The sequence below is a fragment of the Pseudomonas rhizozeae genome, assembly GCF_031583775.1.
Classification (GTDB): domain Bacteria; phylum Pseudomonadota; class Gammaproteobacteria; order Pseudomonadales; family Pseudomonadaceae; genus Aquipseudomonas.
In genome coordinates, this window is the sequence record NZ_JAVLSB010000046.1 from 1 (window position 1) to 21727 (window position 21727).

The 21727-nt window shown below is 60.6% G+C and carries 14 protein-coding genes; 6 read left to right on the forward strand and 8 right to left on the reverse strand.

The features are described from left to right. Window positions 1-25 precede the first annotated feature (25 nt). The 3 genes from RG836_RS15240 to RG836_RS15250 are packed head-to-tail and all read right to left on the reverse strand — an operon-like array spanning window position 26 to window position 3272. Window positions 26-1270 carry a lipoprotein-releasing ABC transporter permease subunit gene (locus RG836_RS15240; protein WP_310846934.1) on the reverse strand — a complete coding sequence of 415 codons (1245 nt, stop codon included), beginning with the start codon at window positions 1268-1270 and terminating at the stop codon, window positions 26-28. 60 nt (window positions 1271-1330) lie between these two features. After that, window positions 1331-2014: a lipoprotein-releasing ABC transporter ATP-binding protein LolD gene (lolD, locus tag RG836_RS15245; protein WP_310846936.1), complete on the reverse strand. Its 684-nt coding sequence runs from the start codon at window positions 2012-2014 to the stop codon at window positions 1331-1333. A 7-nt stretch (window positions 2015-2021) separates the two neighbouring features. Beyond that, window positions 2022-3272, reverse strand: a complete 1251-nt coding sequence (locus RG836_RS15250) for a lipoprotein-releasing ABC transporter permease subunit (protein WP_310846938.1) — start codon at window positions 3270-3272, stop codon at window positions 2022-2024. Window positions 3273-3366: 94 nt separating this feature from the next. On the opposite strand from RG836_RS15250, the gene RG836_RS15255 reads away from it, so the two are divergent. Together RG836_RS15255 and RG836_RS15260 are read left to right on the forward strand one after the other, a co-directional pair. Then, window positions 3367-3948, forward strand: coding sequence for a PilZ domain-containing protein (locus RG836_RS15255; protein ID WP_310846940.1), 582 nt, complete (start codon window positions 3367-3369; stop codon window positions 3946-3948). Window positions 3949-3961: 13 nt separating this feature from the next. Continuing rightward, on the forward strand, window positions 3962-4684 hold the full coding sequence (locus RG836_RS15260; protein WP_310846943.1) for a glycerophosphodiester phosphodiesterase: 723 nt from the start codon (window positions 3962-3964) through the stop codon (window positions 4682-4684). Between the two features lie 42 nt (window positions 4685-4726). Here the strand turns inward: RG836_RS15260 and sthA are convergent, their stop codons facing one another. Further along, window positions 4727-6121 (reverse strand): Si-specific NAD(P)(+) transhydrogenase, encoded by a 1395-nt coding sequence (gene sthA, locus RG836_RS15265; protein ID WP_310846945.1) that lies wholly within the window; start codon window positions 6119-6121, stop codon window positions 4727-4729. A 210-nt stretch (window positions 6122-6331) separates the two neighbouring features. Continuing rightward, a complete protein-coding gene (locus RG836_RS15270) occupies window positions 6332-7318 on the reverse strand; it encodes an FAD:protein FMN transferase (RefSeq protein WP_310847026.1) in 987 nt (328 codons plus the stop codon). A gap of 277 nt (window positions 7319-7595) precedes the next feature. On the opposite strand from RG836_RS15270, the gene tcuC reads away from it, so the two are divergent. Continuing rightward, window positions 7596-8894 (forward strand): MFS transporter, encoded by a 1299-nt coding sequence (tcuC, locus tag RG836_RS15275; protein ID WP_310846948.1) that lies wholly within the window; start codon window positions 7596-7598, stop codon window positions 8892-8894. 117 nt (window positions 8895-9011) lie between these two features. Here the strand turns inward: tcuC and RG836_RS15280 are convergent, their stop codons facing one another. Continuing rightward, window positions 9012-10475: a glyceraldehyde-3-phosphate dehydrogenase gene (locus tag RG836_RS15280; RefSeq protein WP_310846950.1), complete on the reverse strand. Its 1464-nt coding sequence runs from the start codon at window positions 10473-10475 to the stop codon at window positions 9012-9014. A 353-nt stretch (window positions 10476-10828) separates the two neighbouring features. Here RG836_RS15280 and mfd point away from each other — a divergent pair, with 353 nt between their 5' ends. The 3 genes from mfd to RG836_RS15295 are packed head-to-tail and all read left to right on the forward strand — an operon-like array spanning window position 10829 to window position 17560. Further along, a complete protein-coding gene (gene mfd / locus RG836_RS15285) occupies window positions 10829-14278 on the forward strand; it encodes a transcription-repair coupling factor (RefSeq protein ID WP_310846952.1) in 3450 nt (1149 codons plus the stop codon). Window positions 14279-14288: 10 nt separating this feature from the next. Then, a complete protein-coding gene (locus tag RG836_RS15290; protein ID WP_310846953.1) occupies window positions 14289-14855 on the forward strand; it encodes a CsiV family protein in 567 nt (188 codons plus the stop codon). 11 nt (window positions 14856-14866) lie between these two features. Continuing rightward, window positions 14867-17560: a DEAD/DEAH box helicase gene (locus tag RG836_RS15295; protein ID WP_310846954.1), complete on the forward strand. Its 2694-nt coding sequence runs from the start codon at window positions 14867-14869 to the stop codon at window positions 17558-17560. A gap of 105 nt (window positions 17561-17665) precedes the next feature. On the opposite strand, the gene RG836_RS15300 is transcribed toward RG836_RS15295, so the two are convergent. Further along, the gene (locus RG836_RS15300) at window positions 17666-20974 is read right to left on the reverse strand and encodes a DEAD/DEAH box helicase (protein ID WP_310846956.1); all 3309 of its coding nucleotides are present in this window, start codon (window positions 20972-20974) and stop codon (window positions 17666-17668) included. A 10-nt stretch (window positions 20975-20984) separates the two neighbouring features. Continuing rightward, on the reverse strand, window positions 20985-21722 hold the full coding sequence (locus RG836_RS15305; RefSeq protein ID WP_310846958.1) for an S-methyl-5'-thioinosine phosphorylase: 738 nt from the start codon (window positions 21720-21722) through the stop codon (window positions 20985-20987). Window positions 21723-21727: the final 5 nt, after the last annotated feature.

The following is a 21727-nucleotide window of genomic DNA, read 5'->3' on the forward strand; positions in this document are numbered from 1 at the left end:
CTGCTCGCGAAAGCGGCCTCAGAGCTTACGAATATCTCAACGCCGTGGCCGGCTCGATTTTCGCCGCGCGCCACGCCGGATAGACCGTGGCCAGGAAGCTGAGGATAAAGCCCGCCGAGCAGATCAGCAGCACATCGCCGCCCTGCAATTCCGACGGCAAATTGCTGACGAAGTACACGTCAGAACTGAAGATGTGCTGACCGCTGACCCGCTCCAGCCAGCCCACCAGCGCGCTGACGTTAAGCGCGGCGATCACGCCCAGCACACCGCCAATCAGCGTACCGACAATGCCGATCACCGTGCCCTGAACCATGAAAATCGCCATGATTTGCCGTGGCGTGGCGCCAATGGTGCGCAAGATCGCGATGTCGGCGCCCTTGTCATTCACCACCATGATCAGGGTGGCGATGATGTTGAACGCGGCGACGGCGACGATCATCAGCAGCAACAGGCCGATCATGGTCTTCTCCATCTTCATCGCACTGAACAGGCTGCCTTGGGTGTGGGTCCAGTCGTCCGCCTTGTACTCGGCGCCAAGGCCAGTGGCGATTGCGCCGGAGACGTGCGGCGCGGCGTACAGGTCTTTGACCGCCAGACGAACGCTCTGCACCTGGTTCGGTTCCCAGTGCTGCATCTGCGCGGCGTCGGCGACGTGGATCAATGCCATGGAGCCGTCCAGTTCGGCGCCGACCTTGAACACGCCGACTACGTTCAGACGCTGCATGCGCGGGGTGATGCCGCCGGGTGCGGTGCTGACTTCTGGCACGATCAGGGTGATTTTGTCGCCGACGTTCAGACGGAAACGGCGGGCGGTGATTTCCCCCACTACCACACCGAACTCGCCAGGCTTCAAGGCATCGAGACGGCCCTGAACGATGTGCTGGGCGACAATCGACACCTTGCCTTCCTGCGCCGGGTCAACGCCGCTGATCTGGATCGGCTGCATCGAACCCTTGTAGGAGAGCATGCCTTCCATCTCGGTGAACGGCACGGCAGCGGTGACTTCCGGGTTCTTCAGCGCGGCGGCGGCCACCGGTTGCCAGTCGCTGATCGGGTTGACGCCCACGATGGTTGCGTGGGGCACCATGCCGAGAATTCGCGAACTCATCTCGCGCTGGAAGCCGTTCATCACCGACAACACCACAATCATTGCCAGCACGCCGAGGGCGAGGCCGATCATCGAGGTCATCGAGATAAACGAAACAAAGCGATTGCGGCGCTTGGCGCGGGTGTAGCGCATGCCGATAAAGATCGATAACGGTCTGAACATTGGCTGGGGCACCGTAAAAAAATAAAAGACCCGACGCTTTCAAATGCCGGGTTCAGCCCATCAAATGGGCGTTAAGCAACCTTCTTGAAGGTGCAACACGCGGTCCATCTGGCGGGCCAGGTTCATGTCGTGGGTCACCACCAGAAACGCCGTGCGCATCGAGGTGCTGAGTTCCAGCATCAAATCCTGAATGCCTTGCGCGGTGTGGGAGTCCAGGTTGCCGGTGGGCTCATCGAGCATTACCAGCCCCGGCTTGTTGACCAGTGCGCGGGCAATTGCCACTCGCTGGCGCTCGCCACCGGACAACTCCGACGGCTTGTGCTCCAGGCGATGGCCCAGCCCTACCCGCTCGAGCAACGCGGTGGCGCGCTGACGGGCTTCCGGGATCGAAGTCTTGCCGATCAGCAGCGGCATGCAGACGTTTTCCAGCGCGGTGAACTCCGGCAACAAATGGTGGAACTGATAAACAAAGCCCAACGAGCGATTGCGCAACAGACCGCGGTTTTTTTCGTTCAGCGCCGACAGTTCTTCACCGGCCAGCCAGACACTGCCCTGGGTCGGCGTATCGAGGCCGCCAAGCAGGTTGAGCAAGGTACTTTTGCCGGAACCCGAGGTCCCGACGATGGCCACGCGCTCACCCGGATGCAACTCCAGTTGCAGGCCCGACAACACCACCACCGACTCCGGACCTTCCTCATAGGATTTGCCCAGGTTGCGGCAGCTCAAGATTGCTTTATCACTCATGCCCGACTCACTCATAACGAAGCGCCTCCGCCGGCTGGGTGCGCGCGGCACGCCAGGCGGGATACAGGGTGGCGAGGAAACTCAAGACCAACGCCGCCGCGCACACCAGCACCACGTCCTGGCTTTGTACTTGCGAAGGCAGGTAATCGATGAAATACACATCGGCGTTGAGGAATTTATGCCCGATCAGGCCTTCAAGCGCTGAGATCGCGGCACTGACGTTGAGCGCGGCGAAGATCCCGACCACCGCGCCGATCAAGGTCCCGACCACGCCGATCACCGTGCCTTGCACCATGAAGATCGCCATGATCGTCCCGGGCGTGGCGCCGAGGGTACGCAGGATCGCGATATCGCCTTTCTTGTCGTTAACCACCATCACCAGCGTCGAGATGATGTTGAACGCGGCCACGGCGACAATCAGCAACAACAGCAAGCCGATCATGGCTTTTTCCATGCGGATCGCTTGGTAAAGGTTGCCGTGGGTGCGAGTCCAGTCGCGGGCGAAGTAATGGTTTTCGCCGAGTTGCTGGGCAATGCTCCACGCCGTGCGCGGTGCCTGGAACAAGTCGTCGAACTTCAGGCGCAGGCCCTGGACCTGATCCGGCTTCCAGCGGTGCAGCCGGGCCAGATCCTGCAGATTGGTGATCCCCAGGTAGCCGTCCAGCTCACCGGCGCCGACATGGAAGATGCCGACTACGGTAAAACGCTTCATGCGCGGGAACATGCCGGCCGGGGTCACGGTGACTTCCGGGGCGACGAAGGTCAGCTTGTCGCCGAGGGCCGCGCCGAGCTTGGTCGCAGCCTTGTCACCGATGACAATGCCGAACTCGCCGGGCGCGAGGTCGTCGAGTTTGCCCTGCTGCATGAAATTATCAATGATCGACACCTGGCGCTCCTGCGCCGGGTCGATGGCATTGAGCAGCACCTTGGAGACCTTGCCGTTGTTGGTCAGCAAACCCTGCATCTGGGTAAAGGGCGCGACGGCGACCACCTGCGGGTTCTGCTTGACCTTGGCGGCCAGCGCCGGCCAATCGCTGATGGCTTCACCGGACTCGATGGTCGCGTGGGGCACCATGCCCAGCACGCGGGTGCGCATCTCATGGTCGAAGCCGTTCATCACCGACAGCACCACAATCATCACGACCACGCCAAGGGCGAGCCCGATCATTGAAGTCAGGGAAATGAATGAAACGAAATGATTGCGACGCTTTGCACGGGTGTAACGCGTGCCGATAAATACGAAGAGAGGTCTGAACATGTCGGGGCTTGTTCGGAGGGAAAAGGAACGTCCTTGTGGCGGGGGTCGATAACCAGCTTTACACTCAGACCACCGCCGCTACCATGGGTTCGCCATGTCGACATTAGATGAAGAAGATCGCCGCGAATACTACCGTATCGAGGATTCGATCGCACTGGAAATTCGGCCCCTGTCCGCTCTCGAAGCCGCAGGCCAGGAAGTGTTGCAGGATACTTCCCCGCTGTTCAATCTGCTCAGCGAACTGCACCTGAGCGAATTCGAGTCGCAACACTTGCTGCGCCAGATCAGCGAGCGCGATCGCAATACCGCGGCATTCCTCAAAGCCCAGAACAAACGCATCGACCTGCTCAGCCAGGTGGTGGCCCTGACGGTGCTTGGGCAGATTGGCGAACCGCAGCCGGTGATCATCTCCGAGGGGGGCGTGGACTTCCAGCATCCTACCCCGATCAACCCCGGCGCACGCCTGTCGGTCAAACTGGTGTTGATGCCTCAGGCCCTCGGCCTGTTGTTGCGCGCCCGAGTCACCCATTGTGACCGCAAGGGCGGTGGTTACGACGTTGGCACCGAGTTCGAACACCCGACCGATGCCCAGCGCCAGTTGCTGGCCCGCTACATCCTGCAGAAGCAGGCGCAGGAGCGGCGGCTGGCCCGCGAGCAGAATGAATCAGGCATTTAATTAAGGAAGAACCGTGACCCTTATCTACGGCCACCGCGGCGCCAAAGGCGAAGCACCGGAAAATACCCTGACCAGTTTCCAGGAATGCCTCAAGCACGGCGTGCGCCGTTGCGAGCTGGACCTGCACCTGTCCAAGGACGGCGAGTTGATGGTCATCCATGACCCGACGCTCAAGCGCACCACTGACCGCCGCGGCAAAGTCAATGAGCACATGGCGGCGGATCTGGCGACCTACGACGCACGCAAGGGTGGTCCAGGCTGGATCAAGCCCTGCCCGATCCCGACCCTGGAAACGCTGTTCGAGCAGTGCGATTTCGAGCACTGGCAACTGGAAGTCAAAAGCGCTTCACGCACCCGCGCCGCCACCACCGTGTTGGCGATCCGTGAAATGGCTCAGCGCTTTGGCTTGCTGGACAAGGTGACCATCACCTCCAGCTCCCGCGAAGTGCTGAAAGCGGCGCTGGATCTGGTGCCAGACGTGTCACGCGGGCTGGTGGCCGAATACGCCTGGCTCGACCCGTTGAAAGTCGCGCAAAGCTACGGTTGTGAGATTCTGGCGCTGAACTGGACCCTGTGTACGCCGGAACGCCTGCAGAAGGCACAACGTCAGGGGTTGCATGTGTCGGTATGGACAGTCAACGAGCCCGCGCTGATGCGCAGACTCGCCGACTTCGGCGTTGACAGCCTGATTACAGACTTTCCCGGTTTGGCCACTGCCACCCTTGAGAATTGCTGAAATCGGTATCCCCGGCCGGCTCAGGCCACCGGCCGGAGCCACTCAAAAAAGCCGATTGAGGCCGTCGTACGCGGCAACACGATAGGCTTCGGCCATGGTCGGGTAGTTGAACGTGGTGTTGACGAAGTACTTCAACGTGTTCAACTCGCCCGGCTGGCTCATGATGGCCTGGCCGATGTGCACGATCTCCGACGCTTGATAACCGAAGCAGTGGACGCCCAGCACTTCCAGGGTTTCACGGTGGAACAGGATCTTCAGCATGCCTTGCGGTTCGCCGGCAATCTGCGCCCGCGCCATGCTTTTGAAGAACGCCTTGCCCACTTCGTACGGCACTTTTGCCTGGGTCAACTCCTGCTCGTTCTTGCCGATCGAGCTGATCTCCGGAATGGTGTAGATCCCGGTCGGCACGTCATTGACGAACCGCCAGCTGCCATTGTCGACGATGCTGCCGGCGGCGGAACGACCCTGGTCGTGAGCAGCACTGGCAAGGCTCGGCCAACCAATCACATCACCGGCACCGTAAATGTTTTGCACACCGGTGCGGTAGTTCTCGTCAACTTCGATCTGGCCACGGCTGTTGACCTTCACGCCGATGTTTTCCAGACCCAACTGGTCAGTGTTACCGGTCCGGCCATTGCACCAGAGCAAGGCGTCGGCCTTGATCTTCTTGCCGGACTTGAGGTGCAGGATCACGCCGTTGTCGCAGCCTTCGACGCGTTCGTACTCTTCGTTGTGGCGAACCGTGATGTTGTTGTTGCTGAAGTGGTAGCTCAACGCCTGGGAGATTTCCGAGTCGAGGAAGCTGAGCAACTGCCCGCGGTTATCCACCAGTTCAATCAGCACGCCGAGGCCGCTGAAGATCGACGCGTATTCGCAACCGATCACACCGGCGCCGTAGACAATCAGTTTACGCGGGGTGTGGCCGAGGCTGAGGATGGTGTCGCTATCGTAAATACGCGCATGGCCAAAATCGATGTCCGCCGGGCGATACGGGCGCGAGCCGGTGGCGATGATAATGTGCTTGGCCACCAGTTTTTCGACCACGCCGTTGGCGCAGACCACTTCGATGGTTTGCTCGTCGGCGAAGCTGCCGGTACCGAAGAACACGTCGACGCGGTTACGCGCGTAGTAGCCGGTACGCGAGGCGACTTGCTTGGAAATGACCTTTTCGGCGCTTTTCAACACGTCCGGGAAGGAGAACCAGCGCGGCTCACCGATGGCCCGGAACATTGGGTTGGTGTTGAACTGCATGATCTGCCGGACTGAGTGACGCAAGGCCTTGGACGGGATGGTGCCCAAATGGGTGCAGTTACCGCCGACCTGGCGACGGCTGTCGACCATGGCCACTTTGCGCCCCGCTTTGGCGGCGTTCATTGCCGCGCCTTCTCCCGCTGGGCCGGAACCCAGCACCACCACGTCGTAGTTGTAGACAGCCATGCGTACTCCTCAGAACAGGCCGCGATGCCATCGGCACCTGCGGCTAAATCGCGCCGACCCGTGCGGCGCGAAGGAACAATTTGGGGTCAATGCAGAACCCGGACACAGTCTATAGAAGCGTCAACGCCGGGCACATTAACCCTTGGTCGCGTCGTAGGCTAGTTTTGCCTGCACTACAGCGCCAGCGGAACATGCCCGATCCGGCCATTTTCATTTGCCTTCCCCGGCGCTCAGCCGCTCAAATGCCGGACTGCCGCGGGTGACAAAACCTGTATCGGCACGCAGCACAAAGAATGCAGCAATGTCATGGGTTTGGGCATAGTCCCACGCCCGTTCAGGGCCGAGAATCAGCAACAGCGTCGATAGTCCATCGGCCATCAGGGTTGAAGGATTAATGACCGTTACCGACGCCAGCGTGTGCAGGACCGGTTCCCCAGTACGGGCATCAAAGGTGTGGGAAAAGCGTCGGCCGTCCTGCAGGAAATAATTCCGATAGTCGCCGGACGTCGACACGCCTTGACCGTCCAGAGCCAGGATGCGCTGTGCCGTTTGCTGATCATCCCGAGGCACTTCAAGGGCGATTTTCCACGGTGAACCGTCGAGCTTGTGTCCGGACGCCTTGAGTTCGCCGGTGGCTTGCGCCAAGTAGTCGTGGATACCCAGAGCTTCCAGCCGCGCGGCGATACGGTCGACGGTGTAGCCAGCGGCGATGCTGTTGAAGTCGACTTCTACCGCCGCGTCTTTGCACAACTGCTCGCCGTCGATGCGCAGGTGTTGATGACCGACGCGCTGGCGAGCGGTGGCCAAGGCTTCCGCGCTCGGGACTTTCTCCTCGCGGCTTTGTGGGCCAAAGCCCCAGAGATTCATCAGCGGTTCGACGGTCAGGTCGTAGGAGCCGCCGCTTTGTTGTGAGAGTTGTTCGCCGACGCGGATCAATTCGAGCACCGGCGCTGGCATGACCTGACAACGGTTGGCCGGTAGCGCGTTGAAGCGTTCGATGTCCGAGTCGCTTCGGTAGGTGGACATTTGCCGGTCCACTTCGGCGAGGATCTGCTCGACCTCGACCTGAACCTCTCGCGCTGCCGGCAGACCGGAATGGCGCAGGTATTTGATCGTATAGGTGCTGCCCATGGTGGGTCCGCTGAAGCTTTCCATAGACTCGCCGGTACCGCAGCCGGACAGCGCGGCCAGCAGCATGACCATCACGACCCAGCATCGACTCATGTGCAACACCCAGCGGTTTTCGAAAGCCGCCATTATGCGTCAGCCTTCAGCGTTAATTCCTGCACAGCCTCAAATCCACTGTCTTTATGGCTTTACCGTTTAAGCAGCTTGCTAACTAGTTGTTGCCTATCGATCTTGTTACACATAAGGTTACAAAACTGTTCGCAGAGGCTGCCTTCTCTTCAAGCGACAGCGAGGACGCGTCTAGATCAGGGATTTCCAATAAAGCAGACACAGTGAGTAGGTTCAAATGTCCTCGAGTACGGGCAAAGGCCAAGCGATTTTCCGGGTTGTCAGCGGCAATTTTCTTGAGATGTTCGATTTTATGGTCTACGGCTTCTACGCCACGGCCATTGCCAAGACCTTCTTTCCAACCGATAGCGCGTTTGCCTCGCTGATGTTGTCGCTGGCGACCTTCGGTGCCGGTTTCCTGATGCGTCCGCTGGGGGCCATTTTCCTGGGCGCCTATATCGACCGCCACGGCCGTCGCCAGGGCTTGATCATTACCTTAGTGATGATGGCCGCCGGCACGGTGTTGATTGCCTGTGTACCAGGCTACGCCACCCTCGGCGTTGCGGCGCCACTGCTGGTATTACTTGGACGATTGCTGCAAGGCTTCTCTGCCGGCGTGGAACTGGGCGGCGTCTCGGTGTACCTGGCGGAAATTTCCACACCGGGCCGCAAGGGCTTTTTCGTCAGTTGGCAATCCGCCAGCCAACAAGCGGCCGTGGTGTTCGCCGGTTTACTCGGTGTCGGCCTCAACCATTGGCTGAGCCCAGAGCAAATGGGCGACTGGGGCTGGCGCGTGCCGTTCCTGGTGGGGTGCATGATCGTCCCGGCAATCTTCATGATTCGCCGCTCGCTGGAAGAAACCCCGGAATTTCAGGCCAGAAAACATCGCCCTACCCTGCAGGAAGTGGTCCGCTCGATCGGTCAGAACTTTGGCATCGTCCTCGCCGGCATGGCGCTGGTGGTGATGACCACGGTGTCTTTCTACCTGATCACCGCCTACACACCGACCTTCGGTAAAGCCGAACTGCACCTGTCGGACCTTGATGCCTTGCTGGTGACCGTGTGCATCGGCCTGTCGAACTTTTTCTGGCTGCCGGTGATGGGCGCGGTGTCCGACAAGATCGGTCGCAAACCCCTCCTGCTGGCGGCGACGATTCTGGCGATCCTGACGGCGTATCCGGCGTTGTCGTGGCTGGTGGTCAACCCAAGCTTCAGCCATTTGCTGATCGTCGAGTTGTGGCTGTCGTTCCTTTATGGCTCGTACAACGGCGCCATGGTCGTGGCCCTGACCGAGATCATGCCGATTGAAGTGCGCACCACCGGTTTCTCCCTGGCCTATAGCCTGGCCACTGCAACCTTTGGTGGATTCACCCCGGCAGCCTGCACCTACTTGATCCATGTGCTGGACAACAAAGCGGCGCCAGGGATCTGGCTCAGCGGTGCAGCGGTGCTGGGTTTGATTGCGACGTTGGTGTTGTTCCGTGGCAACAAGCATGAGTTGCGCACGGCAGAAGCGGCGGTGGCTGGCGGCGCCTGATCCCTCGCGAGCACACGCCGGGATTGAACCAAAAAGAAGCAGTTTTATCCGGTTGGCGATTCATACAAACAAAAACGCCCCGACCTAAGTCGGGGCGTTTTCTTGTGCGGCTAATACTTAGCGCGGGAACGCAGGCGGGTTGACCCCGGCCATGTCTTCCATAACGCGAACGACCTGGCAGCTGTAACCGAATTCGTTGTCGTACCAGACGTACAGTACAACGCGGTTATCCTGGCAGATGGTCGCTTCAGCATCGACTACACCGGCGTGGCGCGAGCCGACGAAGTCGGTGGACACCACTTCCTGCGAGTTGACGAAGTCGATTTGCTTATGCAAATCGGAGTGCAGCGCCATGTAGCGCAGGTACTCGTTCATCTCTTCACGGGTGGCAGCTTTCTCAAGGTTGAGGTTGAGAATAGCCATCGACACGTTCGGCGTCGGAACGCGGATCGCGTTACCGGTGAGCTTGCCAGCCAGCTCAGGCAGGGCCTTGGCAGCAGCGGTGGCAGCACCGGTCTCGGTGATGACCATGTTCAGCGCGGCGCTACGACCACGGCGATCGCCCTTGTGGAAGTTGTCGATCAGGTTCTGGTCGTTGGTGTACGAGTGAACGGTTTCGACGTGACCGTTGACGATGCCGAACTTGTCATTGACCGCTTTGAGCACCGGCACAATGGCGTTGGTGGTGCAGGAAGCAGCCGAGACAATCTTGTCGTCTGCGGTGATTTCAGTGTGGTTGATGCCGTGAACGATGTTCTTCAGCTTGCCCTTGCCAGGCGCGGTCAGCACGACGCGGTCGACACCCGGGCATGCCAGGTGCTGGCCGAGGCCGTCGGCGTCACGCCACACACCGGTGTTATCCACCAGCAGCGCGTCTTTGATGCCGTACTGGGTGTAATCCACTTCAGTCGGGTTCTTCGCGTAGATCACCTGGATGAGGTTGCCGTTGGCGGTGATGGTGTTGTTTTCTTCGTCGATGGTGATGGTGCCGTTGAACGAACCATGAACCGAATCACGACGCAGCAGGCTGGCGCGTTTGGTCAGGTCGTTTTCGGCGCCTTTGCGCACCACGATGGCACGCAAACGCAGGCCGTCGCCGCCACCGGTTTTCTCGATCAGGATGCGCGCCAGCAGACGGCCGATGCGACCGAAGCCGTACAGGACGACGTCAGTGCCTTTGCGGGCCGAAGCGTTTTGCTGGCCAACCACGTCAGCCATTTCTTCACGCACGAACTGCTCGGCGCTGCGGCCGTTGGCTTCGGTACGGAATTTGAACGCCAACTTGCCCAGGTCTACCGAGGCCGCGCCGAGCTTGAGCTCGCTCATGGCTTTGAGCAGGGGGAATGTTTCGTGGACGGAGAGTTCGCTATCGTCCGAAGAACGATGGCGAGCAAAGCGGTGAGCTTTGAGAATCGCGATGACAGACTGGTTGATCAGGCTGCGGCCATAGATCGAGCTCACCACGTTGTTATTGCGGTAGAGCTGACCGATAAGCGGAATCATCGCTTCTGCGAGTGCTTCACGGTCGATCCATTCACCAAGACACTGGTCGGGCTTCTGAGTCACGGGAACCTTCCACATGTAGGGGCTGAAAAAAGGGGCTACATTATGCCGCCGAGTGCCTCGCGTAGCAATGCGCGCCTGTCGTGCGAGCGGTAACAATTTTCTGTTCAAAAAAATCACACCTCGCCCGAGCCCAGTAAATACGCGGCTTTCAGCGCCGTCAAATTTTTGAAGATAACGCTGCCTTGTCTGTAACCCTCCGTAACACCCAGCGGTTTCGGCACTACATAATTGGCAAAAAAGCGGCATTTTTTGGTAAAGCCACTACATTTTGCGTAACCCGCGTAATAGACACATCAGCCACTGACAGGCAGCACCCGGGGCCGTTACAATTGTCGACTTTCGTCGCAACGCTTGGAGCTCAACCTTCCGTGCCCGTTCTGCGTCTACCGCTTCTCCCTGCCGCGGCAGGTAAACAGCACTGGGGCAACCTGCCCGGTGCCGCCCTGAGCCTGGCCATTGCCGAGGCTGCCAGCGCTGCCAAGCGCTTTACCCTGCTGCTGACCGCCGACAGCCAAAGTGCCGAACGCCTGGAGCAGGAGCTAAGTTTCTTCGCCCCGGATTTGCCCGTGCTGCATTTCCCGGACTGGGAAACCCTGCCCTACGACCTGTTTTCGCCGCACCAGGACATCATCTCCCAGCGCATCGCCAGCCTCTATAGGCTGCCGGAACTGGAACATGGCGTGCTGGTGGTGCCGATCACCACGGCCCTGCATCGTCTGGCGCCAACCAAGTTCCTGCTCGGCAGCAGCCTGGTGCTGGACATCGGCCAGAAGCTCGACGTCGAGCAAATGCGCACGCGCCTGGAAGCCAGCGGTTATCGTTACGTCGACACGGTGTACGAGCACGGTGAATTCACTGTGCGCGGCTCGCTGATCGATCTGTTCCCGATGGGCAGCAAACTGCCGTTTCGCATCGACCTGTTCGACGATGAAATCGAAACCCTGCGCACCTTCGATCCGGAAAACCAGCGCTCGATCGACAAGGTCGAGACCGTGCGCCTGCTGCCGGCGCGGGAATTCCCGTTGCAGAAAGATGCGGTCACGCGCTTCAAGGCGCGTTTCCGCGAACGCTTCGACGTCGATTTCCGGCGCTGCCCGATCTTCCAAGACTTGAGCAGCGGCATCACTCCCGCCGGCATTGAGTACTACCTGCCGTTGTTCTTCGATGAGACCTCGACGCTGTTCGATTACTTGCCCCAGGACACCCAAGTGTTCTCGCTGCCGGGCATCGAGCAGGCTGCGGAAAACTTCTGGAACGACGTGCGCAATCGTTACGAAGAACGCCGCGTCGATCCCTCCCGTCCTTTATTACCGCCAGCCGAGCTGTTCCTGCCGGTGGAAGATTGCTTCGCCCGCCTCAAGGCTTGGCCGCGGGTAGTCGCCAGCCAGCAAGACGTGGAAACCGGCGTCGGCCGCGAACGCTTCCCGGCGCGGGCACTGCCCGACCTGGCGATCGAAGCCAAGGCCACCCAACCTTTGTCGGCGCTCGCCGGCTTCCTCGAGCAATTCCCCGGCCGCGTGCTGTTCACAGCTGAATCCGCGGGCCGTCGCGAGGTGCTGCTGGAACTGCTGGAGCGCCTGAAGCTGCGGCCGAAAACCGTCGACAGCTGGCCGGACTTTGTCGCCAGCAAGGATCGCCTGGCGATCACCATCGCGCCGCTCGATGAAGGCCTGGTGCTGGACGATCCGGCCCTGGCGCTGGTGGCCGAGAGCCCGCTGTTCGGTCAGCGCGTGATGCAGCGCCGGCGCCGCGAAAAGCGCGCCGATGGCAACAACGACGCGGTGATCAAGAACCTCACCGAACTGCGCGAAGGCGCGCCGGTGGTGCACATCGACCACGGCGTCGGCCGGTATCTGGGCCTGACGATCCTCGAGATCGACAACCAGGCCGCCGAATTCCTCACCTTGCAGTACGCCGAAGGTGCCAAGTTGTATGTGCCGGTGGCCAACCTGCATTTGATCGCCCGGTACACCGGCAGCGACGACGCCCTCGCGCCCCTGCATCGCCTGGGTTCCGAGACCTGGCAGAAAGCCAAGCGCAAGGCCGCCGAGCAGGTTCGCGATGTTGCCGCTGAATTGCTCGACATTTATGCCCGCCGCGCCGCCCGCGAGGGCTACGCCTTCGCCGATCCGAAAGCCGATTACGCAACCTTCAGCGCCGGTTTCCCGTTCGAGGAAACCTTGGACCAGCAGACCACCATTGATGCCGTGCGCGCCGACATGCTCGCGCCCAAGCCAATGGATCGACTGGTGTGCGGCGATGTGGGTTTCGGCAAGACCGAAGTGGCGATGCGCGCGGCTTTCATCGCGGTGCACGGCGGTCGCCAGGTGGCGATCCTGGTGCCCACCACCCTGCTCGCCCAACAGCATTACAACAGCTTCCGCGACCGCTTTGCCGATTGGCCGGTGACTGTAGAGGTGATGAGTCGCTTCAAGTCGGCCAAGGAAGTCAACGCGGCGGTCGCCGAGCTGGCCGAGGGCAAGATCGACATCGTGATCGGCACGCACAAGTTGCTGCAGGATGACGTGAAAATCAAAAACCTCGGGCTGGTGATCATCGACGAGGAACACCGTTTCGGTGTGCGCCAGAAAGAGCAGCTCAAAGCTCTGCGTAGCGAAGTCGACATCCTCACCCTGACCGCGACGCCGATCCCGCGCACGCTGAACATGGCGGTGTCAGGCATGCGCGATCTGTCGATCATCGCCACGCCGCCGGCGCGACGTTTGTCGGTGCGCACCTTCGTCATGGAGCAAAACAAGAGCACGGTCAAAGAGGCCCTGCTGCGCGAATTGCTGCGTGGCGGCCAGGTGTATTACCTGCACAACGACGTCAAGACCATCGAGAAATGCGCCGCCGACCTTGCCGAACTGGTGCCGGAAGCGCGGATCGGCATCGGCCACGGTCAGATGCGCGAGCGCGAACTCGAACAGGTGATGAGCGATTTCTACCACAAGCGCTTTAACGTGCTGATCGCCTCGACCATCATCGAGACCGGCATCGACGTGCCAAGCGCCAACACCATCATCATCGAGCGCGCCGACAAGTTCGGCCTGGCGCAACTGCACCAGTTGCGTGGCCGGGTCGGGCGCAGTCACCACCAGGCCTACGCTTACCTGCTGACGCCGCCGCGCCAGCAGATCACCAGCGACGCCGAAAAGCGCCTGGAGGCGATCGCCAATACGCAGGACCTGGGTGCCGGTTTCGTCCTCGCCACCAACGACCTGGAAATCCGTGGTGCCGGTGAATTGCTCGGCGACGGCCAGAGCGGGCAGATCCAGGCCGTGGGTTTCACCCTGTACATGGAAATGCTCGAACGCGCGGTGAAGTCGATCCGCAAGGGCGAGCAACCGAACCTCGATCAACCGCTGGGCGGTGGTCCGGAAATCAACCTGCGCCTGCCGGCGCTGATTCCCGAAGACTATTTGCCGGACGTGCATGCGCGGCTGATCCTCTACAAACGCATCGCCTCGGCCACCGATGAGGAAGGCTTGAAAGACCTGCAAGTGGAGATGATCGACCGCTTCGGCCTGTTGCCGGAACCGACCAAGAACCTGGTGCGCATGACCTTGCTCAAACTGCAGGCCGAGCAACTGGGGATCAAAAAGGTCGACGGCGGGCCGCAGGGTGGCCGGATCGAGTTCGAGGCGCAGACCCCGGTTGACCCTCTGGTGCTGATCAAGCTGATCCAGAGCCAGCCTAAACGCTACAAATTCGAAGGCGCCACGATGTTCAAATTCATGGTGCCGATGGAGCGCCCGGAAGAGCGCTTTAATATTGTCGAGGCGCTGTTTGAGCACCTCCTCCCGAAAACTGCTTGAAGGACGCCGCATGCGCCTGTTTCGCTCGCTGACCTTGCTGATCACGCTGATCGCACCCACGGCGTTTGCCGATGACCTGTACCAGGTTGAAATGATTCTGGTGCGCCAGAATGCCGTGCCGGCCATCGTCAGCCGCGCGGCGCCGGAAGACTGGGCAGCGGGCGCCCAGCGCGTCGGCCCGGATGCGCAGCGCACGCCGAGCCTCAAGAGCGAAGTGGACAAGCTCACCGCCAGCAGTCAATACACAGTGTTGTTGCACAAGGCCTGGCAGCAGACTCTCGGCGAAACGCCAACCAAAGTGGCGATCAGCGATGGCGTCGAACAGTTCGGCCAGTTCCCGATCGAGGGCACGCTGGAAATGAAGCTCGGGCGCTTCACCGATGTCGGCGCCGATTTCTGGGTCAATCAAATCGACGCCAACGGCCTGGTCACCGCCAGCGAACGCCTGAAACAGGACAGCCATACCAAGAACGGCCAGTTGAATTTTCTCGACAACGGCCACCTCGGCCTGTTGATCAAGATCACCTCCCTGACCGCTCCTGCGCCTCGGCCAGTACCCGATGAAATTCCGGACTGATTGACGCCTCTATGTCCTCGCCCCTGAGCAAACCCCTCGGACCTTCCTGGGTCAGCCGATTCAAGGAACAGAGCCTGGAGCGAGGCCGGCGCTATGCCCAGGAGAACCGGGTGCGGATTGTCGAGGCTGGCGACAGCACGCTGACCGCCAGTTGCGAAGGCTCCGGCGGCAACGTTTACCGTCAGACGATTCACCTGCGCGAGTCAGCCAAAGGCACCCTGTTGCTGGTGGACGCCAACTGCACCTGTCCGGTCCGCCTCAACTGCAAACACTGCGCGGCGGTACTGCTGCAAGTGCAGGACACCCTAGATTACCCGGCCGCCGCCAAAGACGCGCAACTGCTGGAAAAACTCCAGGCTGTATTGGAGAACCGCAACCCCAAGGCACCGCCGCAAGTGCTGGTGGAGAACGTGCAACCGGTGCCGCGCCTGTGGCTGGCGAGCATCGAGTTCAGCGCCTTCGAACCGCGCAACGGCAAGATGCAGCGCTATATCCAGCATCGCGCGGCACTGTCCTTCAGCTACCTGGACGAATACGTCGCTGGGCAGAAAAATGCCGACGTGCTGATCCGCCAGGAAACCCAAACCTTACGGATAAAACGCCACCCAGAGGTCGAACAGACCTACCGGGAGCAACTGCGCATCCTTGGTTTCAAGATCGCCACGCGGCAAAGCAAGGCGCTGCCGGAAAGTGCCGGCGAACTCTACGAGATGGTCAATGACAGCGCCTGGCTGACCTTCACCCTTAACGAGTTACCCAAGCTGCGCACTCAAGGCTGGGAGCTGCAGATCGACGACGACTTTGGCTTCGATCTGACCGCCGTCGATGACTGGTACGCCACCGTCGAACAGGCCCCGGAGCGCGACTGGTTCGATCTGGAATTGGGGATCATCGTCAACGGCGAACGCCTGAGCCTGCTGCCGATCCTGCTCAACCTGATGCGTTCCCACGCGGAAATCCTCAACCCGGAACGCCTGGCCCGGCGCCGCGACGATGAATTGATTCTGGTCAACATCCCGCACCGCCCGAACTCCGAGCACGGGCCGCTGCAGGTCGCCCTGCCTCTCGGGCGCTTGAAACCGGTACTGGCCACCCTCGGCGAGTTCTACTTGCAGGAGTCCGGCGAGACCAGCCTGCGCCTGAGCAAGGCCGATGCGATTCGCCTGAATCCGCTCGAAGGCATGCCGCTGTTGTGGGAAGGTGGCGAGCAAATCCGCACCTTTGCCCAGCGGCTGCGCGACATCAAGGATTACAGCGCCGCCGCCCCGGAAGGTTTGAACGCGACGTTGCGACCTTATCAACTGGAAGGCCTCAGCTGGATGCAGTCGCTGCGACAACTGGAAGTCGGCGGCATACTCGCGGACGACATGGGCCTGGGCAAAACCCTACAAACCCTGGCGCATATTCTTAGCGAAAAAATCGCTGGGCGCCTTGATCGCCCGGCCATGGTGGTGATGCCCACCAGCCTGATCCCCAACTGGCTCGACGAGGCGGCGCACTTCGCCCCGCAGTTGAAGGTCCTGGCGTTGTACGGCGCCACGCGCAAGAAACACTTCGAGCACCTGGCCGATTACGACCTGATCCTGACCACGTACGCACTGCTTCCCAAAGACGTCGAACGCCTGGCCGCGCAGCCCTTGCACGTATTGGTGCTGGATGAAGCGCAGTACATCAAGAACCCCACCAGCAAAGCCGCCCAAGCCGCCCGCGAACTGAATGCGCGCCAGCGCTTGTGCCTGAGTGGCACGCCGCTGGAAAACCACTTGGGTGAGTTGTGGTCGCTGTTCCACTTCCTGCTGCCGGGCTGGCTCGGCGATGTGAAGAGCTTCAACCGCGATTACCGCGTGCCGATTGAAAAGCACGCCAGCGACGTCAGACTTCAGCACCTCAACGGTCGGATCAAACCTTTCCTGTTGCGTCGTACCAAGGAACAAGTGGCCACCGAGTTGCCGCCGAAAACCGAGATCATCCATTGGGTCGAGCTCAACGAAGCCCAGCGTGACGTCTATGAAACCATGCGCCTGGCCATGGATAAGAAGGTTCGCGACGAAATCACCCGCAAAGGCGTGGCACGCAGCCAGATCATCATTCTTGAGGCACTGCTTAAGTTGCGTCAGGTCTGCTGCGACTTGCGCCTGGTCAACGAAGCCGCGCTGCCGGCCCGGGGCAGCACCTCGGGTAAGCTCGACAGCCTGATGGAAATGCTCGAAGAACTGTTTGAGGAAGATCGGCGGATCTTGTTGTTTTCGCAGTTCACCTCGATGCTGGCGCTGATTGAAGACGAACTGAAAAAGCGCGGCGTCGAGTACGCCATCCTCACCGGCCAGACCCGCGATCGCCGCGCACCGGTGAAGGACTTCCAGAGCGGCAAGCGTCAGATTTTTCTGATCAGCCTGAAGGCTGGTGGTGTGGGCTTGAACCTCACCGAAGCCGATACGGTGATTCACTACGACCCCTGGTGGAACCCAGCGACGGAGAACCAGGCCACCGACCGCGCTTACCGCATCGGCCAGGAAAAACCGGTGTTCGTCTACAAGCTCATTGCTCGCGGCACCGTCGAAGAGAAGATTCAGCACCTGCAAAAAGAAAAGTCCGACCTGGCGGCGGGCGTACTGGACGGCCGCACCACCGGTGACTGGAAACTGCAGAGTGACGACATCGAAGCGCTGTTCGCGCCGCTGCCGGATAAGCTGGAAAAACGCTGAGGTGATCAGCATTTAACGGGCAACGTTCGCGAGCGAGGCTGGCCCCCACTTCGGTCAAGTTCCCCCCTGTGGGAGCGAGCCCGCTCGCGAAAAGTCGACGCTGTGTTATTGGGAAACAGGCAACGGCGCGAACAACGCCTCGATATCGCCCTGTTCAAGCTTCCAGCCACCGGTGGTTCCGCCTTCCAGAACGGCACCTGCCAGTGCGGCTTTTTCCTGCTGCAGCGTCTGAATTTTTTCCTCTACCGTGCCTTTGGCGATCATCTTGTAGACGAACACCGGTTTGTCCTGGCCAATCCGATAGGCGCGGTCGGTCGCCTGGTTTTCCACCGCCGGGTTCCACCATGGATCGAAATGGATCACCGTGTCCGCGGCGGTGAGATTGAGCCCGGTCCCGCCCGCCTTCAGGCTGATCAGAAACAGCGGTACTTTACCGTCCTGGAACTGCCTGACCGGTGTGCGTCGGTCGGTGGTGTCGCCGGTCAACAATGAATATCCGATTTCGCGCTGCTGTAACTCTTGCTCGATCAACGCCAGCATCGAGGTGAATTGCGAGAACAGCAGAATCTTGCGCCCCTCGCTGAGCAACTCTTCCAGCATGTCCATCAGGCTCGCGAGTTTGCCGCTGCCAGCACGCAGAGCCTTGGCCGTCAGGGTCATGTTCACCAGACGCAAGTCGCAACAGACCTGACGCAATTTCAGCAGTGCGTCGAGGATGATGATCTGGCTGCGACCCACGCCATTGCGGGTGATTTCGTCGCGGACCTTCTTGTCCATCGCCACGCGCACGGTTTCATACACGTCGCGCTGGGCATCATTGAGTTCGACCCAATGGATGATCTCGGTTTTCGCCGGTAGCTCGGTCGCCACCTGCTCTTTTTTGCGCCTTAGCAAGAAGGGTTTTATGCGAGCCGTCAGGTGCCGCATCCGCTCGCTGTTGCCATGTTTTTCGATCGGCGTGCGGTAGTCGCGGTTGAAGCTCTTGGCGTCGCCGAGCCAGCCCGGCAGCAAAAAGTGAAACAGCGACCACAGCTCGCCCAAGTGATTTTCCAGCGGCGTGCCACTCAGGCATAGACGCTGACGGGCGTCGAGTTCGCGCGCGGCCTGCGCCGCTTTACTCACCGGGTTCTTGATGTTTTGCGCTTCGTCGAGAATCAGCACGCTCCAGGGTTGCGCCTGCAGCACGGGCAGATCCCGCGACAGCAGTGCGTAAGTGGTCAGCACCAGATCGTAATTGGCCAGTTCGGCGAAGTCTTTCTGCCGCGCCGCGCCGTGCAACGCCAGAACTTTGAGCTGCGGGGCGAAGCGCGCGGCTTCGTCGAGCCAGTTGGGAATCAGGCTGGTGGGCATCACCGCCAGCGCCGGACGATCGAGGCGCCCGGCTTGCTTTTCCGTGAGCAGGTGCGCCAGGGCTTGCAGGGTCTTGCCCAGTCCCATGTCGTCACCAAGAATGCCGCCGACCTCCAGCTCGCGCAGGGTCTGCATCCAGTTCAGGCCTTCGAGCTGATAAGGCCGCAACATCGCATTGAGCCCTGCGGGGGCCTGGATTTCGGTGTGCGTGGACTCGCGCAAGCGCTTGGCGAAGCTGCGCAAGCGGTCCCCGCCTTGCCACACCAGGGGCAAGTCTTCCAGGTCACTGAGCCGTGCGGCGTCCGGGGCACTTAACCGCAAGGCATCGCCTTGGTGCGCGCCGAGGTACAACTCACCCAGGGTCGCCATCAAGGGTTTGATCCGGCCGAAAGCCAGCATTGCCTTACGGCCGCTTTTCTTCTTGGAAGAATGCCCGGCGTCAAGATCGATCAACAGTTGTTCGTCGTCATCGCGTAGCGCCAGGGCAGCAGGGTTCATTAACTGCGGTTGCGTGCGCAGCAGATGCAGCAGAATCGGCAGCAGGCTGTAGCGCTCGCCATCGACGACGATGCCCAAGGCCAAATCGAACCATTCATGGCCCGGCGCCTCGTCGACGTCGACGTACCACTGCTCCACGGGCATCAGGTTGAAATGGAAGCCAGGCCTGATGTCGACTCGCCAATTGGCTGCGCGTAATGCCGGTAGTCCCGCGTGCATGAACGCCAGCCAGGCAGCATCGTCCGGCAGCTCCAGCAATTCGCCGACAATGTTCGGCAATGCGTCGCTCTTGCGGCTTTCCTTTTTGAAACCGTGCTTCTGCAACGCTTGGCGCAGGGCTTTTTCCGCTGCGGGTTTACGCTGGATGCGCTGGGTTTCGGTGCCCTCCAGCACCAGCACTTCACTGGAACTGCCTGAAGCGGCCTGGCCGTTGTATGTAAATGTCAGCGCCGCGCGGTGCACGAGCTGGTATTTCCACCGCGAGTACTGGTTATGGCTGGCCAGCGTCAGCAACGCCTGCGGTTCAACATCCTCGATGACCCGCTCGACCACGGCCTGCGGTGCCGGCGCAGCGCGGGTCACGGCGTTCATCCGGTGGCTGAACTGCAGCGCCTGGTTCGCCGGGATATCGGGGGCCAGCGACAGATGACAGGCGAGTCTCTCATCCAGGCCGCTCAGCAACCGCCCGACTTCCCGGCGCGTTGGATCAACGTAAAAAAGAGGTTCAAGGGCGAGAAAATCGTCAACCGGCTCACCGTCGACGCGCCATTGCGGGCGGTAAGTGCCGTCGTCCAATTCGTTCCAGACGAACTCCGCCGCGCGCCCTGACCCGTTGGTCAACGGCAGCGGATGCTCCAGATCGAGCACCAATCGCTTGGTTTTCAGCGCCAGCTCAAGGACCTCCGCGCCGCTGCTGCCTTGCAGCGGATAGCCGCCATAGACCGAGTAATGGGAATGAATCGATACCAACAAACGGGCGATGCGCAGGTCCGGTTCCGTCAAGTAACCGGGCTGGCGGATCAGCGTGTCCGAGAGCGAATTAAGTGCCTTGATGTCTTGCAGCCGGCCGTCCTTGAGCTGGCGCGCTCTGAAAATCTCCAACATCCATTTGCCGGGGACCGACGTGGACTGGAGTTTGTAGAACATCCGGGTGCTGTTCCCTTGGGCGGGCACTTCACCCTCATCAGCCGGCCTGGCCAAGTCGCTGATCCAGCGCTCCAGCTCCCGGTTCAGCGGCTCGGGGCCGGATGCCAGGTCCACAAAGGAATCAAGAGGCAAATTTTGCAGGGTATAAAGTACGGCTGCGCAATGCTTGCAATCAACGGTCATCGGGCAGGAGCAGGTGTTGAAGAACTCCACATGACCCGGGACGACCTCCACCATCTCGATGAACTGCTCGTAGATGAAGCCCTGGGAACCTCTACAGGTCGAGTTGATGGTCGTGGGCTCCAGATCACCGAACGCTACGCGGTTCTCTTCGGCATAACGACGAGCCTTCTCCAGGGCCGGCCGACTGAAGTTATCTTCCCAGTCGTACTTATGCAGCTGTTCGATGATATGCGCCATGACCTGGTTTTCAGCCCTTCAACACTCGCGCCAAGGTCGACTTCACTTGGCCCATGCCGTCGTGCAGCGCCTGCTCGATCTCGGCCATGGTAATGACCGCTGTGGACTTGCCGGCCGCCGGGTTGACCACCAGCGCGAGGCAGGCGTATTCCAGCTCAAGCTCACGAGCCAGCGCCGCTTCTGGCATGCCAGTCATGCCGACGATGTCGCAGCCGTCACGTTCCAGACGGATGATTTCAGCGACCGTTTCCAGACGTGGCCCCTGGGTGCAGGCATAGACGCCGAAATCGCTGTAGGCCACGCCCTCGCCCGCCAATGCGGCAATCAATTGCTGACGCAGGGTTTCGCTGTAGGGGTAGCTGAAGTCGATGTGGGTGACTTGCTCCAGGTCATCGGCGAAAAACGTGTGCTGACGGCCGCTGGTGTAATCGATCAACTGATGGGGTACGCAGAAATGACCGGTGCCCATGTCGGGGTGAATCCCGCCGACGGCATTCACCGCCAGGATCGCTTCGGCTCCCGCCTGTTTCAGCGCCCACAGGTTGGCGCGGTAGTTGACCTGGTGCGGTGGAAAACGGTGCGGGTGGCCGTGACGAGCCAGGAATAGGACTTCCTTGCCTGCGTATTCGCCGATCTGCACTTCACCCGAGGGCGCGCCGTAGGGTGTGTCCACCGCCAGGGATTGGCGAATGCTCAAGCCGTCGAGCTGCGTCAGGCCAGTGCCACCGATAATTGCGTAAACCGTCATAGCCA

Bases quoted from the DNA above. Each gene is read 5' to 3' on its own strand.
- RG836_RS15240 (WP_310846934.1), bottom strand. From the start codon at position 1,270: ATGTTCAGACCGTTATCGATCTTTATCGGCATGCGCTACACCCGCGCC.
- lolD (WP_310846936.1), bottom strand. From the start codon at position 2,014: ATGAGTGATAAAGCAATCTTGAGCTGCCGCAACCTGGGCAAATCCTAT.
- RG836_RS15250 (WP_310846938.1), bottom strand. From the start codon at position 3,272: ATGTTCAGACCTCTCTTCGTATTTATCGGCACGCGTTACACCCGTGCA.
- RG836_RS15255 (WP_310846940.1), top strand. From the start codon at position 3,367: ATGTCGACATTAGATGAAGAAGATCGCCGCGAATACTACCGTATCGAG.
- sthA (WP_310846945.1), bottom strand. From the start codon at position 6,121: ATGGCTGTCTACAACTACGACGTGGTGGTGCTGGGTTCCGGCCCAGCG.
- RG836_RS15270 (WP_310847026.1), bottom strand. From the start codon at position 7,318: ATGCTGCTGGCCGCGCTGTCCGGCTGCGGTACCGGCGAGTCTATGGAA.
- tcuC (WP_310846948.1), top strand. From the start codon at position 7,596: ATGTCCTCGAGTACGGGCAAAGGCCAAGCGATTTTCCGGGTTGTCAGC.
- RG836_RS15280 (WP_310846950.1), bottom strand. From the start codon at position 10,475: ATGTGGAAGGTTCCCGTGACTCAGAAGCCCGACCAGTGTCTTGGTGAA.
- RG836_RS15290 (WP_310846953.1), top strand. From the start codon at position 14,289: ATGCGCCTGTTTCGCTCGCTGACCTTGCTGATCACGCTGATCGCACCC.
- RG836_RS15295 (WP_310846954.1), top strand. From the start codon at position 14,867: ATGTCCTCGCCCCTGAGCAAACCCCTCGGACCTTCCTGGGTCAGCCGA.
- RG836_RS15300 (WP_310846956.1), bottom strand. From the start codon at position 20,974: ATGGCGCATATCATCGAACAGCTGCATAAGTACGACTGGGAAGATAAC.
- RG836_RS15305 (WP_310846958.1), bottom strand. From the start codon at position 21,722: ATGACGGTTTACGCAATTATCGGTGGCACTGGCCTGACGCAGCTCGAC.